Annotated in this window: 15 protein-coding genes; 10 read left to right on the top strand and 5 right to left on the bottom strand. The window is 72.6% G+C overall.

Annotated elements, in window-relative coordinates:
* Nucleotide 1: 1 nt before the first annotated feature.
* The 7 genes from ACZ5Y0_RS05235 (at nt 2) to ACZ5Y0_RS05265 (ending at nt 7807) form a co-directional block, all read left to right on the top strand.
* On the top strand, nt 2-400 hold the full coding sequence (locus ACZ5Y0_RS05235) for an Imm7 family immunity protein (RefSeq protein WP_469127253.1): 399 nt from the start codon (nt 2-4) through the stop codon (nt 398-400).
* Between the two features lie 468 nt (nt 401-868).
* Nucleotides 869-2092 carry a DUF4190 domain-containing protein gene (locus ACZ5Y0_RS05240; protein WP_469127254.1) on the top strand — a complete coding sequence of 408 codons (1224 nt, stop codon included), beginning with the start codon at nt 869-871 and terminating at the stop codon, nt 2090-2092.
* A 147-nt stretch (nt 2093-2239) separates the two neighbouring features.
* The gene (locus ACZ5Y0_RS05245) at nt 2240-2992 is read left to right on the top strand and encodes a GntR family transcriptional regulator (protein ID WP_469127255.1); all 753 of its coding nucleotides are present in this window, start codon (nt 2240-2242) and stop codon (nt 2990-2992) included.
* A gap of 583 nt (nt 2993-3575) precedes the next feature.
* Nucleotides 3576-3743: an SPOR domain-containing protein gene (locus tag ACZ5Y0_RS05250; RefSeq protein ID WP_356566127.1), complete on the top strand. Its 168-nt coding sequence runs from the start codon at nt 3576-3578 to the stop codon at nt 3741-3743.
* Between the two features lie 54 nt (nt 3744-3797).
* The gene (locus ACZ5Y0_RS05255) at nt 3798-4238 is read left to right on the top strand and encodes a (deoxy)nucleoside triphosphate pyrophosphohydrolase (RefSeq protein WP_469127256.1); all 441 of its coding nucleotides are present in this window, start codon (nt 3798-3800) and stop codon (nt 4236-4238) included.
* 214 nt (nt 4239-4452) lie between these two features.
* A complete protein-coding gene (locus ACZ5Y0_RS05260; protein ID WP_469127257.1) occupies nt 4453-4860 on the top strand; it encodes an ATP-binding protein in 408 nt (135 codons plus the stop codon).
* Between the two features lie 304 nt (nt 4861-5164).
* On the top strand, nt 5165-7807 hold the full coding sequence (locus tag ACZ5Y0_RS05265; protein ID WP_469127258.1) for a SpoIIE family protein phosphatase: 2643 nt from the start codon (nt 5165-5167) through the stop codon (nt 7805-7807).
* An 87-nt stretch (nt 7808-7894) separates the two neighbouring features.
* On the opposite strand, the gene ACZ5Y0_RS05270 is transcribed toward ACZ5Y0_RS05265, so the two are convergent.
* Nucleotides 7895-9706: a hypothetical protein gene (locus ACZ5Y0_RS05270; protein WP_469127259.1), complete on the bottom strand. Its 1812-nt coding sequence runs from the start codon at nt 9704-9706 to the stop codon at nt 7895-7897.
* 89 nt (nt 9707-9795) lie between these two features.
* Between ACZ5Y0_RS05270 and ACZ5Y0_RS05275 the strand changes: the two genes are divergently transcribed.
* Both ACZ5Y0_RS05275 and ACZ5Y0_RS05280 read left to right on the top strand, forming a co-directional pair.
* On the top strand, nt 9796-11049 hold the full coding sequence (locus ACZ5Y0_RS05275; protein ID WP_469127260.1) for a glycoside hydrolase family 18 protein: 1254 nt from the start codon (nt 9796-9798) through the stop codon (nt 11047-11049).
* 173 nt (nt 11050-11222) lie between these two features.
* Nucleotides 11223-12161, top strand: coding sequence for a class I SAM-dependent methyltransferase (locus tag ACZ5Y0_RS05280; protein ID WP_469127261.1), 939 nt, complete (start codon nt 11223-11225; stop codon nt 12159-12161).
* A 36-nt stretch (nt 12162-12197) separates the two neighbouring features.
* Here ACZ5Y0_RS05280 and ACZ5Y0_RS05285 read toward each other — a convergent pair whose 3' ends face one another.
* Genes ACZ5Y0_RS05285 through ACZ5Y0_RS05300 form a run of 4 tightly spaced genes read right to left on the bottom strand, consistent with a single transcriptional unit; the run spans nt 12198 to nt 16049 of the window.
* Nucleotides 12198-12974, bottom strand: a complete 777-nt coding sequence (locus tag ACZ5Y0_RS05285) for a succinate dehydrogenase/fumarate reductase iron-sulfur subunit (RefSeq protein WP_469127262.1) — start codon at nt 12972-12974, stop codon at nt 12198-12200.
* Nucleotides 12971-14902, bottom strand: a complete 1932-nt coding sequence (locus ACZ5Y0_RS05290; protein WP_469127263.1) for a fumarate reductase/succinate dehydrogenase flavoprotein subunit — start codon at nt 14900-14902, stop codon at nt 12971-12973. Before ACZ5Y0_RS05290 ends, ACZ5Y0_RS05285 begins: the two co-directional genes overlap by 4 nt.
* 19 nt (nt 14903-14921) lie before the next feature.
* The gene (locus ACZ5Y0_RS05295) at nt 14922-15740 is read right to left on the bottom strand and encodes a hypothetical protein (RefSeq protein ID WP_469127264.1); all 819 of its coding nucleotides are present in this window, start codon (nt 15738-15740) and stop codon (nt 14922-14924) included.
* Nucleotides 15741-15758: 18 nt separating this feature from the next.
* Nucleotides 15759-16049, bottom strand: coding sequence for a hypothetical protein (locus ACZ5Y0_RS05300; protein ID WP_469127265.1), 291 nt, complete (start codon nt 16047-16049; stop codon nt 15759-15761).
* A 286-nt stretch (nt 16050-16335) separates the two neighbouring features.
* On the opposite strand from ACZ5Y0_RS05300, the gene ACZ5Y0_RS05305 reads away from it, so the two are divergent.
* On the top strand, nt 16336-18543 hold the full coding sequence (locus ACZ5Y0_RS05305; RefSeq protein WP_469127266.1) for an ABC transporter family substrate-binding protein: 2208 nt from the start codon (nt 16336-16338) through the stop codon (nt 18541-18543).
* Nucleotides 18544-18577 lie beyond the last annotated feature (34 nt).

Genomic DNA, 18577 nt, shown 5'->3' on the forward strand with positions numbered 1-18577 from the left:
CATGTACGAGTTCCATGGCTGGTTCGGTATCTCGGAGGACCCCTACGAGGACGACCCGCAGGCCCTGAGGGCGGGTGTCGAGGAGCTGCGTGCGCGGATCGAGGGGGTCCAGTGGGGCTCCAGCTGCAAGGTCGTGCTCGACGTCCTCAACGGACTGCCCGTCGTCACGGCCACCGGCCAGACGAACCACATCGGCCCCGAGGCCGGACAGCTGGACGAACTGGTGGCGTACATCGCGCGCCGCTTCCCCGGCTCGTGGGGGCTGCTCCACGACCGCTCCGACGAAGGCGACATCCCGAACGCCGACAACGCGTTCCGGGTGCGCGTCGTGCGCAGGGGGGCCGTCGAGGAGCGCCTGGACCCGTTCCTGTCGCCGTGCAATCCGGTGATCGAGGACTGAGCCCAAGACGCTCGCCGGGAGGCTTCCGCCGCGCGGGACGGCCCGGCGCTCGGGCCCGCCTCCTCCCCGGCCGGACCCAGGCACGATCCGCCGGCCGCTCCCATGCCGGTCGGGCCGCGGGAGGAGGAGGCCGACAGGGCCTGGTCGGCGGCCCAGGAGGAGAGGACGCGCAGCCCTTCGAGCGCGCCGGACCGTGCCACGGGCCGGGCGGACTCGAGCGTCAGGGGCCGGGCGCCGATCCCGGGGAAGTGGCCGCCGTCGGCGCACAGGGGCGGCGATCGTGAGCCCGAACAGTCCGTGCGACGCGGTAAGCCCGTTCACCGCCCGGATCGTGGTATTCGTGCCCCCCGTACCGCCCCCGCTCGTACCGCGCTTACCATGCGCCCAGTCGTACGTCAGTTCCGCGTCGCAGTGTGCAGCCTCGCGGCCCGCGCCGCCCGCCCCGTCTGATCCAGGAGCACGGTACTCGTGTCCATACCCCCGCCCCCCGGGCCCCAGCAGCCTCCGGACCCGTACGGGCCTCCCCAGCCGCAGGGCCCGTACCCGCGGCAGCCGTACGGCCCGCAGGCGCCCCACGGGCCCTACGCGGGGCCGCCGTACGCGGTCTGGGGGCAGGGGTACATGCCCCTCAACCGGCCCGCGCCGGTCAACGGGATCGCGATCGCCGCCCTCGTCCTCGGCGTGCTGTGTTTCCTGCCGGCCGTCGGTCTGGTGCTCGGGATCATCGCGCTGGTGCAGATCAGGAAGCGAGGGGAGCGCGGCGCCGGCATGGCCATCGGCGGGGCCGTGCTGTCCTCGCTCGGGCTCGCGCTGTGGGTGCTGGCGCTGGCCACGGGAGGCGCGTCCTCGTTCTGGGAGGGCTTCCAGGAGGGCGTGCGAAGCAACTCGAGCCTCTCCCTGGTCAAGGGCGACTGCTTCGACGTGCCGGGCGGCTCTCTCGACGAGGACCTCTACGACGTCGACACGGTCGACTGCGCCGGTGAGCACGAGGGCGAGGTGTTCGGCACCGTCCGGCTGTTGGGCGGGAGTTACCCGGGCGACGAGTCCGTGGCGGACGAGGCCGAGGACAAGTGCTACCCGCTCGAGGCGCAGTACACGATGGACACCTGGACGCTGACCGACGAGATCGACGTCTACCACCTCACGCCCACCCGTGAGAGCTGGGAGTGGGGCGACCGCCAGATCGTCTGCGTCTTCACCCACACCGACGAGCGGTCCACGCTGACCGGCTCGCTGCGCTCCGACGCCACGACGCTGACCGTCGACCAACTGGCCTTCCTCAAAGCCGTGAACGCCCTCGACGACGCGCTCTACGAGGAGCCCGAGGAGTACGCCGAGGAGGACCTGAGCGCCAACCAGGCCTGGGCCGGCGACGTCGCGGACGCGACCGCAGAGCAGGCCGGGGTGCTGAAGGGGCACGCCTGGCAGGCCGGTGCCCGCCAGCCCGTCGCCGCCCTCGTGAAGGACATGGGCAAGGCGGGCAAGGCGTGGACGGCGGCGTCGACCGCGGCCGACGTGGACACCTTCTACGAGCACTACGACACCGCCTACTCGTACGTCGACGGCACCGCGACCGTGACCGCCCGCAAGGCTCTGGGGTTGGCCACCACGGCGCCCACGTACGAGGACGACGGCGGGGACGGGAGCACCGGTGGCAGCACCGGGGGAAGTGATGACGGTCTGGACGTGTGATCGCGTCCATAGCGGGGAGAAACCGCCTGCGTAAAGCCCCTCCGCGAGATAAGTCATCACATCGAGTGATTCCCTGGCCTTTGCTTGCACAGGACAACTCATGGTTGCGACGCTGTCGCTGTCCGTACAACCTGATGGGAGCGGCCAGTGACATTCGGTGAGCAGCCTGCGTACCTGCGCGTCGCGGGCGATCTCCGCAAGCAGATCGTCGACGGCTCCCTGCCACCGCACACCCGCCTCCCCTCCCAGGCCCGCATCCGCGAGGAGTACGGCGTCTCCGACACCGTCGCACTGGAGGCGCGCAAGGTGCTGATGGCCGAGGGCCTGGTCGAGGGGCGCTCCGGTTCGGGGACGTATGTGCGCGAGCGGCCCGTGCCCCGCCGGATCGCCCGCTCGGGGTACCGCCCGGAGAGCGGCGCGACCCCCTTCCGGCAGGAGCAGGCCGACGCCCGGGCGCGCGGCACCTGGGAGTCCGGCAGCGAGCAGGTCGAGGCCGGTCCGGGCGTCGCCGAGCGGCTGGCCATCAAGCCCGGCGACCGCGTGATGTGCACCAAGTACGTCTTCCGGGAGGCCGGTGAGGCGATGATGCTCTCCACCTCCTGGGAGCCCCTCGCCCTCACCGGCCGTACACCCGTGATGCTGCCCGAGGAGGGACCGCTCGGCGGCATGGGCGTGGTCGAGCGCATGCGCGCCATCGACGTCATCGTGGACAACGTCACCGAGGAGGTCGGCGCCCGCCCCGGCCTCGCGGAGGAACTCCACGCCCTCGGCGGCGTACCGGGGCATGTCGTCCTGGTCGTCCAGCGCACCTACTACGCGTCGGGCCGCCCGGTCGAGACGGCCGACGTCATCATTCCCGCCGACCGTTACCGGGTCGCCTACCACCTGCCGGTGAGATAGGCGCCCACCGCCCGCCGGTGGGACAGCCGACCACCCGGCCGGTGGGACAGCCGGCCACCCGGCCCGCCGGCAGGACAGCCGGCGTCACTCGCCGGTGAGGGGACCGGCGACCCGTCCCCACTGTGTGGCCCGACCATGTCCCCGATGTCGTGACGGGACCCGTCCCCGGTGCGGTGCGGTGCCGTGCGGTGTGGGCGGCGCGGCTGTGCGAGCGAGGCGGCGCGCACCCCGGCGGCAGCGGCGCACACCCCGGTGGCGGTTGCCGCCGGAAACGGCCTGCCCAGGGGCCTTCCACAGGCCGTCGGAATCCGGTCGTTCTCGCGCGTTCCCGCAGGTCGCCCGCTGGGCGCCCGGCAGCGCGCCGACCGGAGAGGTCGTAGTGCGCGGGCGGCGCGTTCGGCCCCGCGCGCCCCTGGGCGCCCTGGCTGGTTGCGTACCTGTTTGTGAAAATCCGTATTCGCTCCGTAAAGGTTAGGCGTACGCTCGGGCATATGCGGACTGCGGTTTCCTCACAGGGCGGGGCGCGGATCGCGCCGCGGACGGGACCCGGCCGGGCCGGGGCGAGAAGGGGGCGTGGGATGTGATGAACGACAGCACCGTCTCGCTGCCCTGGCTCGTCATACGCCAGGACGACAACGGCAATCGCTACCGCGTCGGCCGGTACGCGACCCGCGCCGAGGCCCAGAAGATCGCGGACAGTCTCGACAGCCGCGGCCACAAACAGCTCTACTGGGTCGAGCACATCGGATGACACGGCGACGACGTACGGAACCGACGCCCCGACCGCTCCCGTAGGCTCCCGCGCATGACGGAACGGATCGTGGTGGTCGGAGCCGCCCTTCTCGACGGCGACCGCCTGCTCGCCGCACGCCGCAGCGCACCCCCCGAACTCGCCGGACGCTGGGAACTGCCCGGCGGCAAGGTCGAACCGGGCGAGCGGCCCGAGGAGGCCCTGGTCCGCGAACTGCGCGAGGAACTCGGCGTGGACGCGCGGGTCATGGAGCGCGTCCCGGGGGAGTGGCCGCTGAGGCCGCCGTACGCCCTGCGTGTGTGGACCGCCCGGCTGGCGCCCGCCTCCGCCGCCCCCGCCCCTCTCCAGGACCACGACGGCCTGCGCTGGCTCACACCCGAGGAGATCTGGGACGTCGACTGGCTCGACCAGGACGTCCCGGCCGTACGGGAGGTGGCGGCGCGGCTGGGGACCGGGGCGGGAGAGCCGCCGCGGGCGGCGGCCGACGGAAGCTGACCCCACCGCCGCATTCCCGGCCCCCAACGCTTTCCGCACCTCGGCCCCGGCGTTACCCCGCACTCCCCAGCGCTCTCCGTATCCCGGCCCCCGGCGTTCCCGCGTGCCCTCGGTGCCACCGCGCGCCCTGTGGCGCGGTACTGCATCCGAATATGGGGTATGTCCCCATTAACCCCACGAAACAGGGCATGGGGGGGCTTCGCTGGCCTGGGAAGTGATCGGCGTGATCGACACCGGAGGCGACTGCGCCGAGTGGACGTTCCCCGCGGAGGCCGGCGCCGTGCGCACCGCCCGCGCCGCAGTACGGGGGCAGTTGCGCCGATGGGGCCTCGACAGCCTCGGCGACATCGCCGCCCTGCTGGTCAGCGAACTCGTGACGAACGCCCTGCGGCACGCCACCGGTCCCATCGGGGTCCGCCTGGTCCGGCCCGCCGGTCTGCCCGAGGTGCTGCTCGTGGAGGTCTCCGACCCGGTGCCGGAGCCGCCCCGCGAGCGCGCCGCCCGGCCCGAGGACGAGAGCGGCCGAGGACTGCAATTGGTGGCCTCCTCCTCGCGCCGCTGGGGGAGCAGACCCGGCGGCACGGGCAAGACGGTGTGGTTCGAACTGGCGGTCCCCGGCTGAGAGCGCGCTCGCGCACCGGGTCCGAAGGCGGGAGGAGGCCGGGCCCGAGGCCGGGAATCCGGACTTCCCCGGCCCGCCCGGCGGCCGTCGGGACACGAGTCCGGCGAACCGGGCCGTCAGGTGGGGTTCGATGACGTGTCCGCTGGTTAGAAGACTGGAAGTGTTGTCACGGGACGGTCCGAAAAAAGCCTGACCGTGCTGTGATCGTGAACACCGTGTCGTGCGGCGCCGTAGTGCTGGATACTGCGGGCAGCCGCAACCGGTGACCGGTGCCGGGCGCGGTGAGCTGGAGGGGACGGTTCGCGTGAGCGAGATACCAGCGAAGGCCACGGAGTCCGAGGACCCGTCGGACGGCGCGAGGGCGGAGACCGCGGATACGTGCGCGGGCGACGCCGGACACACCCGTGCCGACTGCGAGGGTGTGGTGCCGGCCGGCGACGCGCTGTGGCAGAGCAGTCCGCCCGGCTCCATCTACGACTACATCAAGGTCGCCTCCTTCTCGATCGGCCCCGACGGACTCGTCGACCAGTGGAGCGTGCGCGCCGAGCAGATCTTCGGCATCCCCGCCGACCGGGCCGTCGGCATGGACCCCATCGAGGCGTTCGTCGACTCCGACCGGCGCGAGCGCGGTCAGCGCAAGATGTCCGAGATCCTCGACGGCCGCGAGTGGACCGGCGTCGTTCCCTTCCGGATGCCCGAACCCGAGGACGGGACGCGCGGCGAGCAGGGCCTGGCCGAGGTGTACGTCATGCCGACGCGTACCCAGGAGGGCGAGAAGGCCGCCGTCTGCATCGTCGTCGACGTCCGGACCCTGCGCAGCATCGAGACCGACCTGGCCGCCTCGCAGGCGATATTCGGTCAATCCCCGTTCGGCTTCCTGCTGATCGACCCCGAACTGCGGGTCCGCCGCGCCAACGAGAGGTTCGCGTCCATCTTCGGCGGCACGCCCGACGACCACCGCGGCAAGGGAGTCCAGGACTATCTGCCGAGGTCGGAGGCCGAGCGGGTCAGCGCGGTGCTGCGCCGGGTGCTGGAGACCGGCGACTCCATCACGGACATGCACGTCACGGGCTTCGTGCCGGGCTCCGAGGAACGCCGGCACTGGTCCATCAACCTCTACCGCGTGCACAGTGGTTCCGGTCGGCCGATCGGCATCGCCTGGCTCGGCACCGACATCACCGCCCGCCGCGCCGCCGCCCGCGAGGCCGCCGCCGCGCGGCGCAACCTCGCCCTGCTGAACGAGGCGGGCGCCCGCATAGGGAACTCCCTCGACCTGGAGACGACCGCGCGCGAACTCCTCGACGTCGTCGTGCCCGGGTTCTGCGACCTGGCCACCGTCGACCTCTACCAGGGGCTCCTGGCCGGCGACGAGACCCCCACCGGCCTCACCGACGGAAGCGCCGAACTGCGCCGCGTGGCCTTCTCGTCCGCCGTGTCCGACGCGCCCTTCCCCGGTGGCGGGGCGGCCGTCGCGGTCGGCGCGGTCCACCACTTCCCCTTCAACTCGCCCTGCGCCGACGCCCTGCGCACGGCCCGCCCGGCAACCGTCCCCGGCGAGGAGGGCGGCCTCGTGCAGTCCACCCTCGCCGTTCCGATGGTCGCGCACGACACGGTCGTGGGCCTCGCGCAGTTCTCGCGGACGAAGGGCAGCGAGCCGTTCGGGGACCGGGACCGGGATCTCGCGGTGGAGCTGGCGGCGCGGGCGGCGGTCTGTATCGACAACGCGCGGCTGTACCGGCGTGAACACGAACGGGCGTTGATGCTCCAGCGGTCGCTGCTGCCGCCGGGCGACCCGGTCGCCTCCGGCCTGGACATCGCCTGCCGCTATCTGCCCGGCAGCGTCGCCTCGGGCCGCCCCAGCGAGGTCGGCGGCGACTGGTTCGACGTGATCGAACTGCCCGGTCACCGCACGGCGTTGGTGGTCGGCGACGTGATGGGGCGCGGGCTGCGGGCGGCGGTCGCGATGGGTGAACTCCGTACCGCCGTACGGACCCTCGCCCTCCTCGACCTCGAACCGGCCGAGGTCCTCTCCGCCCTGGACGAGATCGCGCGCGGCCTCGGCACCCCCGGCGGCGTCCAGCAGGCCACCCGGGCCGCCCGCCGGCCCCGCGAGGCCGATCTGTCCGAGGTCTACCTCGCGACCTGTGTGTACGCGGTGTACGACTCGGTGACCCGCAGGTGCACCTTCGCCAACGCGGGCCATCTGCCGCCCGTGCTGGTCGAACCCGGCGAGCCCGCGCTGATGCTCGACGTGCCGCCCGGCATGCCGCTCGGCGTCGGCGGGGAACCCTTCGAGGAGGTCGAGGTCGAACTCCCCGAGGGCGCGCTGCTCGCGCTCTACACGGATGGACTCGTCGAATCACGCGACCATCCCCTCGACGAGGGTCTCCAGGCCTTCGTGGGGGCCCTGACGGACCCCGCGAGCCCCCTGGAGGACGTCTGCGACCACGTCCTCAACACCCTCGACACCCATCACGGTGAGGACGACATCGCGCTGCTGATGGCCCGCGTCCAGGGCCTGCCCGCCGGTTCCGTCGGCGACTGGACACTGCCGCGCGAGCCGCGCAGCGTGGGCCGGGCCCGCGAGTACGCCCGCGGCCAACTGCTCAGCTGGGACATGGAACCGCTCGTCGACACCACGGAACTCCTCGTCAGCGAACTCGTCACGAACGCGCTCCGCTACGGCGAGGGCGAGATCAGACTACGGCTGCTGCTCGACCGCACGCTGGTCTGCGAGGTGTGGGACGCCGGCCTCGTCCAGCCGCGCCGCCGCCGCGCCCGCGACACCGACGAGGGCGGCCGGGGCCTCCAGCTCGTCGGCCTGCTCTCCGCCGCCTGGGGCTCCCGCCGCACCCCCCGTGGCAAGACGGTCTGGTTCGAACTCCCCCTTCCCGACGGCGGGACGAGCCTCGCGGACCCGGCGGAGGCGCTGCTGAGCCTGTTCTGAGCCGCTGCCCCCGCCTGGCGGTCGCTCGCCCGCGAGGCCCGGCAGGCCGCCGGTGTCATCCTCGCCGGGACGTCCCGACGGACCCGCCTACGCGGGTGGCTGCTGGAGTGGGTCCGGTCCGCCCGTGAAGCCTGCCGGGTCGGCGTCCTCCGGGTCGTCGGCGGGAAGGATGCCGCCCAGGACGGCACCGGCCGTGCCGGCCGTGGGTGGCGGGCCGGACGCGTCGGGGGCGGGCGGCGTCGCGGTGTACGGGTTCCCCCGCACCCGCACGTCCTGTTCGGCCAGGGCGTGAGCCTCCATGGCCAGGGCGTCGGCCCCAGGACCGTCGCCGGTGGCCAGGAGACGACGGGCCTCCGCGAGCCGGGTGCGCGGGTCGGCGCCGACCGCCCCCCGGTGCGTCGCGACGAAGTCGGCCGCCGCGGCGGTGGCACTGCGAGCGGTGAGCCGTGCGGCGGCCGGCAGCACGTCGTTCCGTTCCGGGGTCGGCGGGAGGTCCGGGGGTACGCCGGGTTGTTCCGGGGCCGGTCGGGGGTCCGGGGGTACGCCGGGTTGTTCCGGGGCCGGTCGGGGGTCCGGGGGCGGGTCGGGCGGTTCCGGGGCCGCGGGCGCGGCTGCGCGCCTCCCGGCCTGCTCCGGGGTCGGCGCCAAGCTCAAGGACCCGCCGGTCCGGTCCGAGGCCGCAGGGGCCGGCGTGTGCGGGCCCGTCCGGCCCGGCGCCCGCGAGATCGCGTTCACGACGCGGCGGAGCATGCCGATGGGGTCGTGCGGACGGCCCGAGGACAGTTCCTGGCGAACGGAGGACAGGACCGAGTCGGCGTGCAGCAGGTTGGCGAGGGTCTCGCCGCCGGTGTCGGCGGCGTCCCGCGGCGCGGCCAGTTCCGCCTCCGCCTCGGCCAGCGCGGCCGGGAGCAGCTCGGCGGCCTCGCGCAGCTCGGCGGCCCTCCGCTCCACGGCCTCGACGAAGACGGCGGCCTGGGCGACGGCGCCTTCGGCGGTGCGCAGGTGCCGGACCGCTTCCTCGGGCCGGCCCGCGTCGTCGGCCTGGTGTGCCTGGTTGAGCCGGACGGTGGCGAACACCAGGCGGTCCTTGGCCTGTTCGACGTACCCGACGACGGAGGCGCTCGCCGAGGCCGCGTACCCCGCCCGCAGCCGGATCAGGACCGCCTCCGCCGCGGCCGTCCGCCCGGCCAGTTCCCGGAACCGCGTCTCCGCGACCCCCAGCGCCTCACCCAGCCCCTGCTCCAGCCCCCGCAGTCGCCGGAACCCGTCCGCCGCCGCGTCCAGCCGCCGTACCGCCTCCGCGCACCGCCCGACGATTCCGGCCAGCGCCTGCCGCCGGGCGGCGGGGTCCCGCGGTACGCCGTCGTCGTAGCGCTGCCGCATCCGGAACGCGGCCGCCAGTTCCCTCTCGGCCTCGTGCAGCGCACCGGCGAACGGCGCCACCGCCTCCGCCCCGGACGACGCGCGCGCGAAGCCGAGTTCGTCACGGGCCGCCCGTACACGGTCGTCGGCCGCGACGAGGGCCGCGCGGGCCCGCTCCTCGGGCACGCCGGTCTCCGGGTGCGGCGGGGGAGCGGTGGTGCGCCCGCCCGGTGTCGTCCGGGTGCGGGCGCGACGGACGCGGCGAACCCAGCCGTAGCCCGCGAGGGCCCCGGCCGCGCCGACCACGGCCAGCGGCAGGACCAGGTCGGCGGTCGACGCCCCGTCCTCCGCGGGTGCGGCCACCGGGGCGGAGGCGGCGGGACGGGTGACCGCAACCGGAGCGTCGGTCCGCGTCGTCATTCCCGGCAACACCAGCCACACGAACCCCGTCGCTCCGCCCAGCACGGCGTGCACCACCCGCACGAAGCCGTGCGACCCGGTCCGCCACGACCGGCCTCGGAGCTTGGACGACGTCACACTCGGGAGCGTATGGCCGCCTCTGCGGCCACGCGACCGGGATGCACCCGAGTCGGGGCGCGTGGGGCGGGCGACACAGAGGGGGAACCATGACGGACCACTCCACCGGTACGGACGCGGAGGCGACGCCCGATGCGGACGCGACGACCACCGACGCGGACGCGACGACCACCGACGCGGACGCGACGACCACCGATGCGGATACGACGCCCGACAGGGACCCGACGCCCGAGGCGGACGCGACGACCGCCAGGGGCGCGACGACCGTCGACGCGGAGGCGGCCGTCGACGCGCCGGCCGCGGAGGACGATGAGGGAGTGGTGGTTCTCCGGCGCCGTCGGCGCGTCCGCCGGCGGACCCGGATCGCCCTGGCCGTTCCTCTCCTCCTCGTGCTCCCGCTCCTCGTCGCGCTCACCGCCCTGCGCGTCAACTACATGGGCGACCCGGCCGACGGCACGTACACCCGCGGCAAGGACGCCGTCTGGCTCGGTCACGCCTGGGTGGACGGCCGCAAGAAGGACGCCGACGTCACCGCCCTGGCCGACCGCCTGAAGGACACCGGCATCCGCGACCTCTACGTCCACTCCGGGCCTTTGGAGCACGACGGCACACTGCCCGGGTCGTCCTACCCCAGGGCGCGTTGGCTCATCGCCGCCGTCCACCGGGAGATGCCGCAGATCCGGGTCCAGGCCTGGCTCGGTGACGTGCTCGCCAGCGAGAGCCCCCACGGCATGCGGCTGGAGCGCGCGCAGACGCGTGCGGCGGTCGTACGGTCCACGCGCGAGATCCTCGCCACCGGCTTCGACGGCGTCCACTTCGACCTGGAGCCCCTGCACTCCGGCGACCGGAACTACCTCGCCCTCCTCGACGCCCTGCACCGGGTCACGGCCGCCCGGGACGCACCCCTGTCCGTCGCCGCCCACCAGATCGACCCGCTGCCCGGCTTCCACTCCTTCTGGGGTACGACCACCGGACACCCGAAGTGGTGGTCGCAGAAGTTCTTCGGCGAGGTGGCCCACCGCGTCGACCAGATCGCCGTCATGTCGTACGACACGATCCAGCCGTCGCAGAGCACCTACGGCGGCTATGTCGCCCAGCAGACCTCCCTCGCCCTGGAGGTCACCCCGCCCACCACCGACCTGCTGATGGGCCTGCCCTTCTACCACGAGAACCGTTTCGGCCACTGGAATCACGCCGAGACCGTCCCCGCCGGAGTCCGGGGCGTCCGCCTGGGCCTGTCCCGCACGGACGCCGGCCGCGCGAACTTCGGTGTCGCGCTGTACGTGGACTTCGCGGCGAAGGAGTCGGACTGGACGGCGTACCGCGAGGGCTGGGTGCGCTGAGATCCGAGCCGCCGGGCCGTCCTGCGTGGCCGTCCCCCCGTCACCTGGGACGCCGTCGGCCCGTCGCCCGGACGTCACGCGAGCTTCGCCTCCAGGGCCGCCCGCGTTGGTTGTGCGCGGTCGGTGAGCGCCCTAGCGTCCAGATCTCCTATCCCTGTGAGGGTCACACTCCGATGCGATCGCTACTCACCAGTAAGACCGTCCGCCGAGCCCTGCGCCCGGTGGCCGGACTCATCGACCAGCGCATCGAGCGCCAGGTCCGCCGCACCTCGGGGAACGGCGAACGTGCCACCCCGGACGCCGCCCTCGACGCCGTCCGGCAGGAACTCCAGGCGCTCCGCGACCGCCAGCGCCCCCTGGAACTCCTCCTCGACGGAACCGGGCGCGGCATGGCGCGCATGCCGTCCGCGACCCACCTGACCCAACTGATCGACGAACTCGCCACGGTGACGGGGAACCGGGACAGCGCCGAGCGCAGTGTCGCCCAGGCGTTCCGGCTGCTCGTCGCCCTGGAGGCGCTCGGCGTGGGCCGGATCGCCGGCGGCACGATGAACATCGTCGGCAAGCTGTCCGCCGTACCGCTGCTCGATCCGCCGAACGACGACATGCTGGAGATCGGCACCCTGTACGGGATGTTCGGCGCGGCCCTCGTCCGCATGATGGAACGCGCCGGCCGCGACCCCCGGCTGACCATCGTCGACCCGCTCGCCGGGACACAGTTGCAGCCCGGCACCACCATGGCGGACGACGCCTCGGGCACCCCGGTGCGGGAGGCCGCCGTGCGCACCAACCTCTCCCTGGCGGGCGTGGCCGGCGCGGCGACCCGGATCCAGCAGGGCTTCTCCGAGGACCCCGAGGTGCGCGCCCTGGTCTCCGACCGTTCCTACGGCGTGATCATCGTCGACGGCGACCACTCGGCCGCCGGGGTCGCGGCGGACCTGGAGTGGGCCGAGAAGATCGTCGCGCCGGGCGGCGTCGTCGTGCTGGACGACTTCGGTCACCCCAAGTGGCCCGGCATCAAGGAGGCGTTCGACACGCACATGGCCACCGAGACCCGGTTCACGTTCCTCGGACACGTGGCGCACTCGGGGTACCTGCGGGCCTCCTCCTGAAGTCCGTGGCCTTCTTCCCGGCGCCTGTCGCCGCCCTCATTCCGCGGAGTTCCGCCGCCTGATCCGGTTCCCCAGCCAGACGAGCGGGTCGTACTTGCGGTCCACGGCCCGCTCCTTCAGGGGGATCAGCGCGTTGTCCGTGATCCTGATGCCCTCGGGGCAGACCTCCGTGCAGCACTTGGTGATGTTGCAGTAGCCGAGGCCGTGCTCGTCCTGGGCCGTGCGCTTGCGGTCCAGGCCGCTCTCCTCGGCCGCGTCCAGCGGATGCATGTCCAGCTCCGCGACCCGCATGAGGAACCGGGGACCGGCGAACGCCGCCTTGTTCTCCTCGTGGTCGCGGACGACATGGCAGGTGTCCTGGCACAGGAAGCACTCGATGCACTTGCGGAACTCCTGCGGCCGGTCCACGTCCTCCTGGAACATGCGGTACTCGCCGGGACCCACCCCCTCCGGCGGCACGAACGCCGGAACCTCCCTGGCCTTGTGGTAGTTGAAGCTGACGTCCGTCACCAGGTCCCGGATCACCGGGAAGGCCCGCAGGGGTGTCACGGTGATCGTCTCGTCCCGGTCGAACACCGACATGCGGGTCATGCACAGCAGCCGGGGCCGGCCGTTGATCTCCGCCGAGCAGGAACCGCACTTGCCGGCCTTGCAGTTCCAGCGGACGGCGAGGTCGGGCGCCTGGGTGGCCTGGAGTCGGTGGACGATGTCGAGGACGACCTCGCCGTCGTTGACCTCGACCTGGAAGTCCGCCAGGCCGCCGCCCCGCTCGTCACCCCGCCACACCTTGAAACGAGCCTCGTAGCTGCTCACTCGTACAGCTCCTCTTCGGCGAGATACTTGACCAGCTCCTCCTTCTCGAAGAGGGCGAGCAGGTCGGGGCGGACGGGTTCGGTGGTCTCGCGGGTGAGGGTGATCCGGCCGCGGACCGGGTCGACGGCCGACGGCTCGCCGGCCGGATCGGTCAGCGAGCAGAGCAGGTTGATGTTGCGCCAGGCGCGGTCCATCGACGGATGGTCCTCGCGGGTGTGACCGCCGCGCGACTCGGTGCGTTCCAGCGCGGCCCGTGCCACGCACTCGCTGACCAGCAGCATGTTCCGCAGGTCCAGCGCGAGGTGCCAGCCCGGGTTGAACTGGCGGTGCCCCTCCACGCCGGCCCGCCGGGCCCGCACGCGCAACCGCGCCAGCTTCTCCAGGGCCTGGCCCATCTCGCCCTCCCGGCGGATGATGCCGACCAGGTCGTTCATGGTCTGCTGGAGTTCCTGGTGGACCGTGTAGGGGTTCTCCGGCGGGGTCCCGGCGGGTTCCGCGGCCTCCGCGGAGAACGGACGCAGGGCCTCGGCGGCGGCCATGTCGACCTGGGTGTCGTCGATCTCGGGCCGGTCGGTGGCCGCCGCGTGCTCGGCGGCGTGCCAGCCCGCCCGGCGGCCGAAGACCAGCAGGTCGGAGAGGGAGTTGCCGCCGAGCCGGTTCGAGCCGTGCATGCCACCGGCCACCTCACCGGCGGCGTACAGGCCCGGCACCCCGCGGGCGGCGGCCGTGTCGGACTCGACGGCGATGCCGCCCATCACGTAGTGGCAGGTGGGCCCGACCTCCATCGCCTCCGCGGTGATGTCCACGTCGGCCAGCTCCTTGAACTGGTGGTACATGGACGGCAGCCGGCGCTTGATCACCTCCGCGGGCATCCGCGTGGACACGTCGAGGAAGACCCCGCCGTGCGGGGAGCCGCGGCCCGCCTTCACCTCGGAGTTGATGGCACGCGCGACCTCGTCGCGGGGGAGCAGTTCGGGGGGCCGCCGGTTGTTGTCCGGGTCCTCGTACCAGCGGTCGCCCTCCTCCTCGGACTCGGCGTACTTGTCCTTGAAGACGTCCGGGACATAGTCGAACATGAACCGCCTGCCCTCGGAGTTCCTGAGCACCCCGCCGTCGCCGCGCACCGACTCGGTGACCAGGATGCCCTTCACCGACGGCGGCCAGACCATGCCCGTCGGATGGAACTGCACGAACTCCATGTTGAGCAGCGGCGCGCCGGCGAGCAGGGCCAGCGCGTGACCGTCGCCGGTGTACTCCCACGAGTTCGACGTCACCTTGAAGGACTTGCCGATCCCGCCGGTCGCGATCACCACGGCGGGCGCCTCCAGGACGAAGAAGCGGCCGGACTCGCGGGCGTAGCCGAAGACGCCGCCGACCCGGCCGGCGCCGTCCTGGAGGATCCGGGTGACGGTGCACTCCTGGTACACCTTCAGCCGGGACTCGTAGTCGCCGGTCTCCTGGAAGTCCTCCTGCTGCAACGACACGATCTTCTGCTGGAGGGTGCGGATCAGCTCCAGACCGGTGCGGTCGCCGACGTGTGCGAGGCGCGGATACTCGTGGCCGCCGAAGTTGCGCTGCGAGATCCGGCCGTCCTTGGTCCGGTCGAACAGGGCGCCCCAGGTCTCCAGCTCCCACACCCGGTCCGGGGCCTCCTTGGCGTGCAGCTCCGCCATCCGCCACTGGTTGAGGAACTTGCCGCCGCGCATGGTGTCCCGGAAGTGGACCTGCCAGTTGTCGCCGGCGTTGGCGTTGCCCATGGCGGCCGCGATCCCGCCCTCGGCCATCACGGTGTGCGCCTTGCCGAACAGCGACTTGCAGATCACGGCCGTACGGGCGCCGCGCTCGCGTGCCTCGATCGCGGCCCGCAGACCGGCGCCACCGGCCCCGATCACGACGACGTCCCACTCCTGCCGGTCGACCACGGACATCAGATAAGGCCTCACTCGTCTAGAAGAAGCGCGGATCGTCGAAGGCGCCGGACGCGACCAGATACACGTAGAAGTCGGCGAGTGCGACGCTCACCAGCGACGCCCAGGCGAGCTGCATGTGCCGGGCGTTGAGCTTCCCGGCCCACTGCCACATCCGGTAACGCACGGGGTGTCGGGAGAAGTGCCTGAGCTTGCCGCCGACGATGTGCCGACAGGAGTGGCACGAGATCGTGTACGCCCAGATCAGCAGGATGTTGACCAGGAGGACCAGGGTGCCGAGGCCCATGTGGCCCCACGCGTAGTGCTCGTCGCGGAAGGCGAGCACGGTGTCGTAGGTCAGGATCCCGGCGACGACGATCGCGGCGTAGAAGAAGTACCGGTGGATGTTCTGGAGCACCAGCGGGAAGCGGGTCTCACCCGTGTACTTCCTGTGCGGCTCCGCCACCGCGCAGGCCGGCGGCGACGCCCAGAAACCCCGGTAGTAGGCCTTGCGGTAGTAGTAGCAGGTCAGGCGGAAGCCGAGCGGGAAGATCAGGATGATGATCGCGGGGGAGATCCCCCACCACCCGCCGAAGATCTCCCAGTTCGGTCCGGAGCGCATCGGCTCGCACCGCTCCGCAAGGCAGGGGGAGTAGAACGGCGACACGTACGGCGCCGCGTAGTAGTGGGTGTCGGCGAAGGCCCGCCAGGTCGAGTACACGACGAAGGCGAGCAGCCCGGCGGCGGTGAGCGCGGGCGACAGCCACCAGCGGTCGGTCCGCAGGTGCGGGGCGTCGATGGCGGCGCGCGTACTGCTTCGTACGCCGCCGCGGGGATGGGGTTCCGTACCAGTGGCCAAGGTGTGACTCCGGTCGGGTCAGGGGGCGCGGCGGTCGCGGGCGCCGAGTCCCTCGTCGTCCGTGTCGATCCACAACGAGTCGTCGTACGGCGTGTCGGGGATGGTGACGAGATCGGGGCGCCTGGGCGAGACCTGGGTGGAGACCGCCGCACGCAGGAGCCCGATGCTCTCGCGAAGGTGTTCGGTGTCGGTGCGGACGCGGCGCATGTCCAGCCCGCCGCTGCCCATCTGCTGCTCCAGGCGCCCGACCGACCGGGTCAGGTCGTCGAGGCAGCGCTGGACCGACCTCAGTTCGTCGTGCACGGACATGACGTACCTCGCTTCCGTCGGCCGAGTGGCCGTGGGTGGCAACGGTCATGCGCCTGAGAGTGTTGCGCGTCACACCTGCCGGTGGGAAGGGACGTGCACCGATTGGCCGAGGCGTACGGGTGCACTGCCTGGTGCGTTGCGCCGCACGGGTGGGCTTCCCGGCGGTCGTCGCCGTGTCGCCGTCCGCTGCCGAACCCTTTCCTCTTCAGTGGCCGAATAGATGTGATCAACTCCATATACCACCAAAAGTGATCATAACGCCCGCGGCTCCCGGAGGTAAGCAGAGATGTCCCACGACCGCCTCGGACCCCGCGCGGTCATGCGCCCGGTCGCCCTCCTCACCGCGGGGGCACTCGCGGTACCCCTGCTGTCCGGCTGCTCCTCCGAGGACCGGGCCGGCGGGCCGCCGGCCGCCCAGGACATCGCCCCGGCCGCCCGCGCCCGGATCGCCGACGGCGGCACCCTGCGCTGGGCCGTGGACGCCGTACCGGAGACCCTCAACACCTTCCAGGCCGACGCCGACGCCACCACCACCCGGGTCGCCCAGGCCGTCCTGCCCTCGATGTACCGGCTCGACGCGAACGGGCGGCCCCGGACGAATCCCGACTTCCTGGAGTCCGCCAAGGTCGTCGACACCGAGCCCAAGCAGGTCGTCCTGTACCGGCTCAACCAACAGGCGGTGTGGAGCGACGGCCGCGAGATCGGCGCCGCCGACTTCGCCGCCCAGTGGCGCGCCCTGTCCGGCAAGGACAGCGCCTACTGGACCGCCCGCAACGCCGGCTACGACCGCATCGAGAAGATCGAGCGAGGCGCCAACGACCTGGAGGTCCGCGTCACCTTCGCCCGCCCCTACGCCGACTGGCGGTCGCTGTTCTCCCCGCTGTACCCGAAGGACGTCATGGGCACGCCCGACGCCTTCAACGACGGGGCGCGACGCAGACTGAAGGTCACCGCCGGGCCGTTCGCCCTGAAGCAGGTCGACCGAGAGAACGACCGGATCCGGCTGACCCGCAACCCGCGCTGGTGGGGCCGGCCCGCCAAGCTCACCGAGATCCTGCTGACCGCCGTACCGCGCGACGAGCGGGCCGGCCGGCTCGCCGACGGCGACCTCGACCTGGCGGAGATCGACCCCGCCACCGCCCGCGGCATCGACAGCGCCGCGGGCGCCGCCGGACCGCTCTCCGGACCCGGCGCCGGCCGTACCGAGGCGAAGGCGCCACGCTCGTCGGCCGCCGCCGACGGCGCGGACGAGGACGCGGCCGGCGAGGAGATCCACGCCCGCACGCAACGCCGCGGGACCCTCACCGCCCGGGAACGGCAGCAGCAGGAACTGCGCGACTACGAGGTCCGCAAGTCGCTCGAGCCGGCCTACACACAGCTTGCCCTCAACGGCGCCGACGGTCCCCTCGCCGACGAGCGGGTGCGCCGGGCGGTGGCCAGGGCGCTCGACCGCAAGGAGCTGGCGAAGGTGGTGCTCAAGCCGCTCGGCCTGCCCGCCGAGCCGGTCGGCAGCCACCTGGCGCTCTCCGGACAGGAGGCGTACGCGGACAACAGCGGCGCACTCGGCGGCCAGGACACCGACGAGGCGCAGGCACTGCTCGCGGACGCCGGGTGGGTGGCCGGCGGCCGGGTGGACAAGGCCGAGAAGGGCGAGAAGGCCGCGGGGGCCGAGGGTGAGAAGTCCGACGCGGACAAGGAGTCCGAGGGCGGCAGGAAGCCCGACGGCGACGACAAGTCCGAGGGCGGCGACGACGGTACGTACATCGTCGGCCAGGACGGCAAGGCGCCCGCGGAGCGCGGCCGCGACCACGAGGACCACGGCAGGCAGCTCGCCCAGGACGGCAAGCAGTACCTCAACCGGCACAGCGCGCCCGGCGCCTACGCCCCCAAGGGCACCGCCGCCCCGGCCGGTGCCGCGCGCGAGGCGCTGACCAAGGACGGCAAGGCGCTCACGCTCCGGTTCGTGCTGCCGACCGGCCCCGGCTCGGAGTCCCTGCACCTGGTGGCCGGCCGGATCACCCGGATGCTGGAGAAGGTGGGCATCCGCACCGAGACCGCCAAGGTCCCCGACGAGAGCTACTTCAAGGACCACATCGCGTCCGGTGAGTACGACCTGGCCCTCTACTCCTGGCCCGCCTCCGCCTTCCCGGCCACCGACGCCCGGCCGATCTACGCCAAGCCGGTCCCGGGCGCCGACGGCTCGCTGAGCGTCGAGCAGAACTACACGCGGGTCGGCACCGACCAGGTCGACCAACTGTTCGACCGGGCGATCTCGACCCTGGACGAGGAGGAGGGGCGGTCCCTGATCCGCAAGGCCGACGCCCGGATCTGGGCAGCTGCCGGATCGATTCCTCTCTACCAGCGTCCCCAGCTCACGGCCGTACGGAAAAACGTGGTCAACGCCGGGGCCTTCGGTTTCCAGACCCCCGTCTACGAGGACATGGGCTTCCTGAAGAAGGGCGCGAAGGTCTCCGCGAGCCCCTCGGAGAAGTGAGCGAGCGGTGATCACCTGATGAACCGTGTGGCCC

The organism is Streptomyces sp. NPDC033216 (assembly GCF_055577115.1).

What these genes read in the sequence shown, in the direction of transcription:
- ACZ5Y0_RS05255 (WP_469127256.1), top strand. Translation starts at nt 3,798, where the DNA reads ATGACGGAACGGATCGTGGTGGTCGGAGCCGCCCTTCTCGACGGCGAC.
- ACZ5Y0_RS05305 (WP_469127266.1), top strand. Translation starts at nt 16,336, where the DNA reads ATGTCCCACGACCGCCTCGGACCCCGCGCGGTCATGCGCCCGGTCGCC.
- ACZ5Y0_RS05250 (WP_356566127.1), top strand. Translation starts at nt 3,576, where the DNA reads ATGAACGACAGCACCGTCTCGCTGCCCTGGCTCGTCATACGCCAGGAC.
- ACZ5Y0_RS05300 (WP_469127265.1), bottom strand. Translation starts at nt 16,049, where the DNA reads ATGTCCGTGCACGACGAACTGAGGTCGGTCCAGCGCTGCCTCGACGAC.
- ACZ5Y0_RS05280 (WP_469127261.1), top strand. Translation starts at nt 11,223, where the DNA reads ATGCGATCGCTACTCACCAGTAAGACCGTCCGCCGAGCCCTGCGCCCG.
- ACZ5Y0_RS05275 (WP_469127260.1), top strand. Translation starts at nt 9,796, where the DNA reads ATGACGGACCACTCCACCGGTACGGACGCGGAGGCGACGCCCGATGCG.
- ACZ5Y0_RS05290 (WP_469127263.1), bottom strand. Translation starts at nt 14,902, where the DNA reads ATGTCCGTGGTCGACCGGCAGGAGTGGGACGTCGTCGTGATCGGGGCC.
- ACZ5Y0_RS05235 (WP_469127253.1), top strand. Translation starts at nt 2, where the DNA reads ATGTACGAGTTCCATGGCTGGTTCGGTATCTCGGAGGACCCCTACGAG.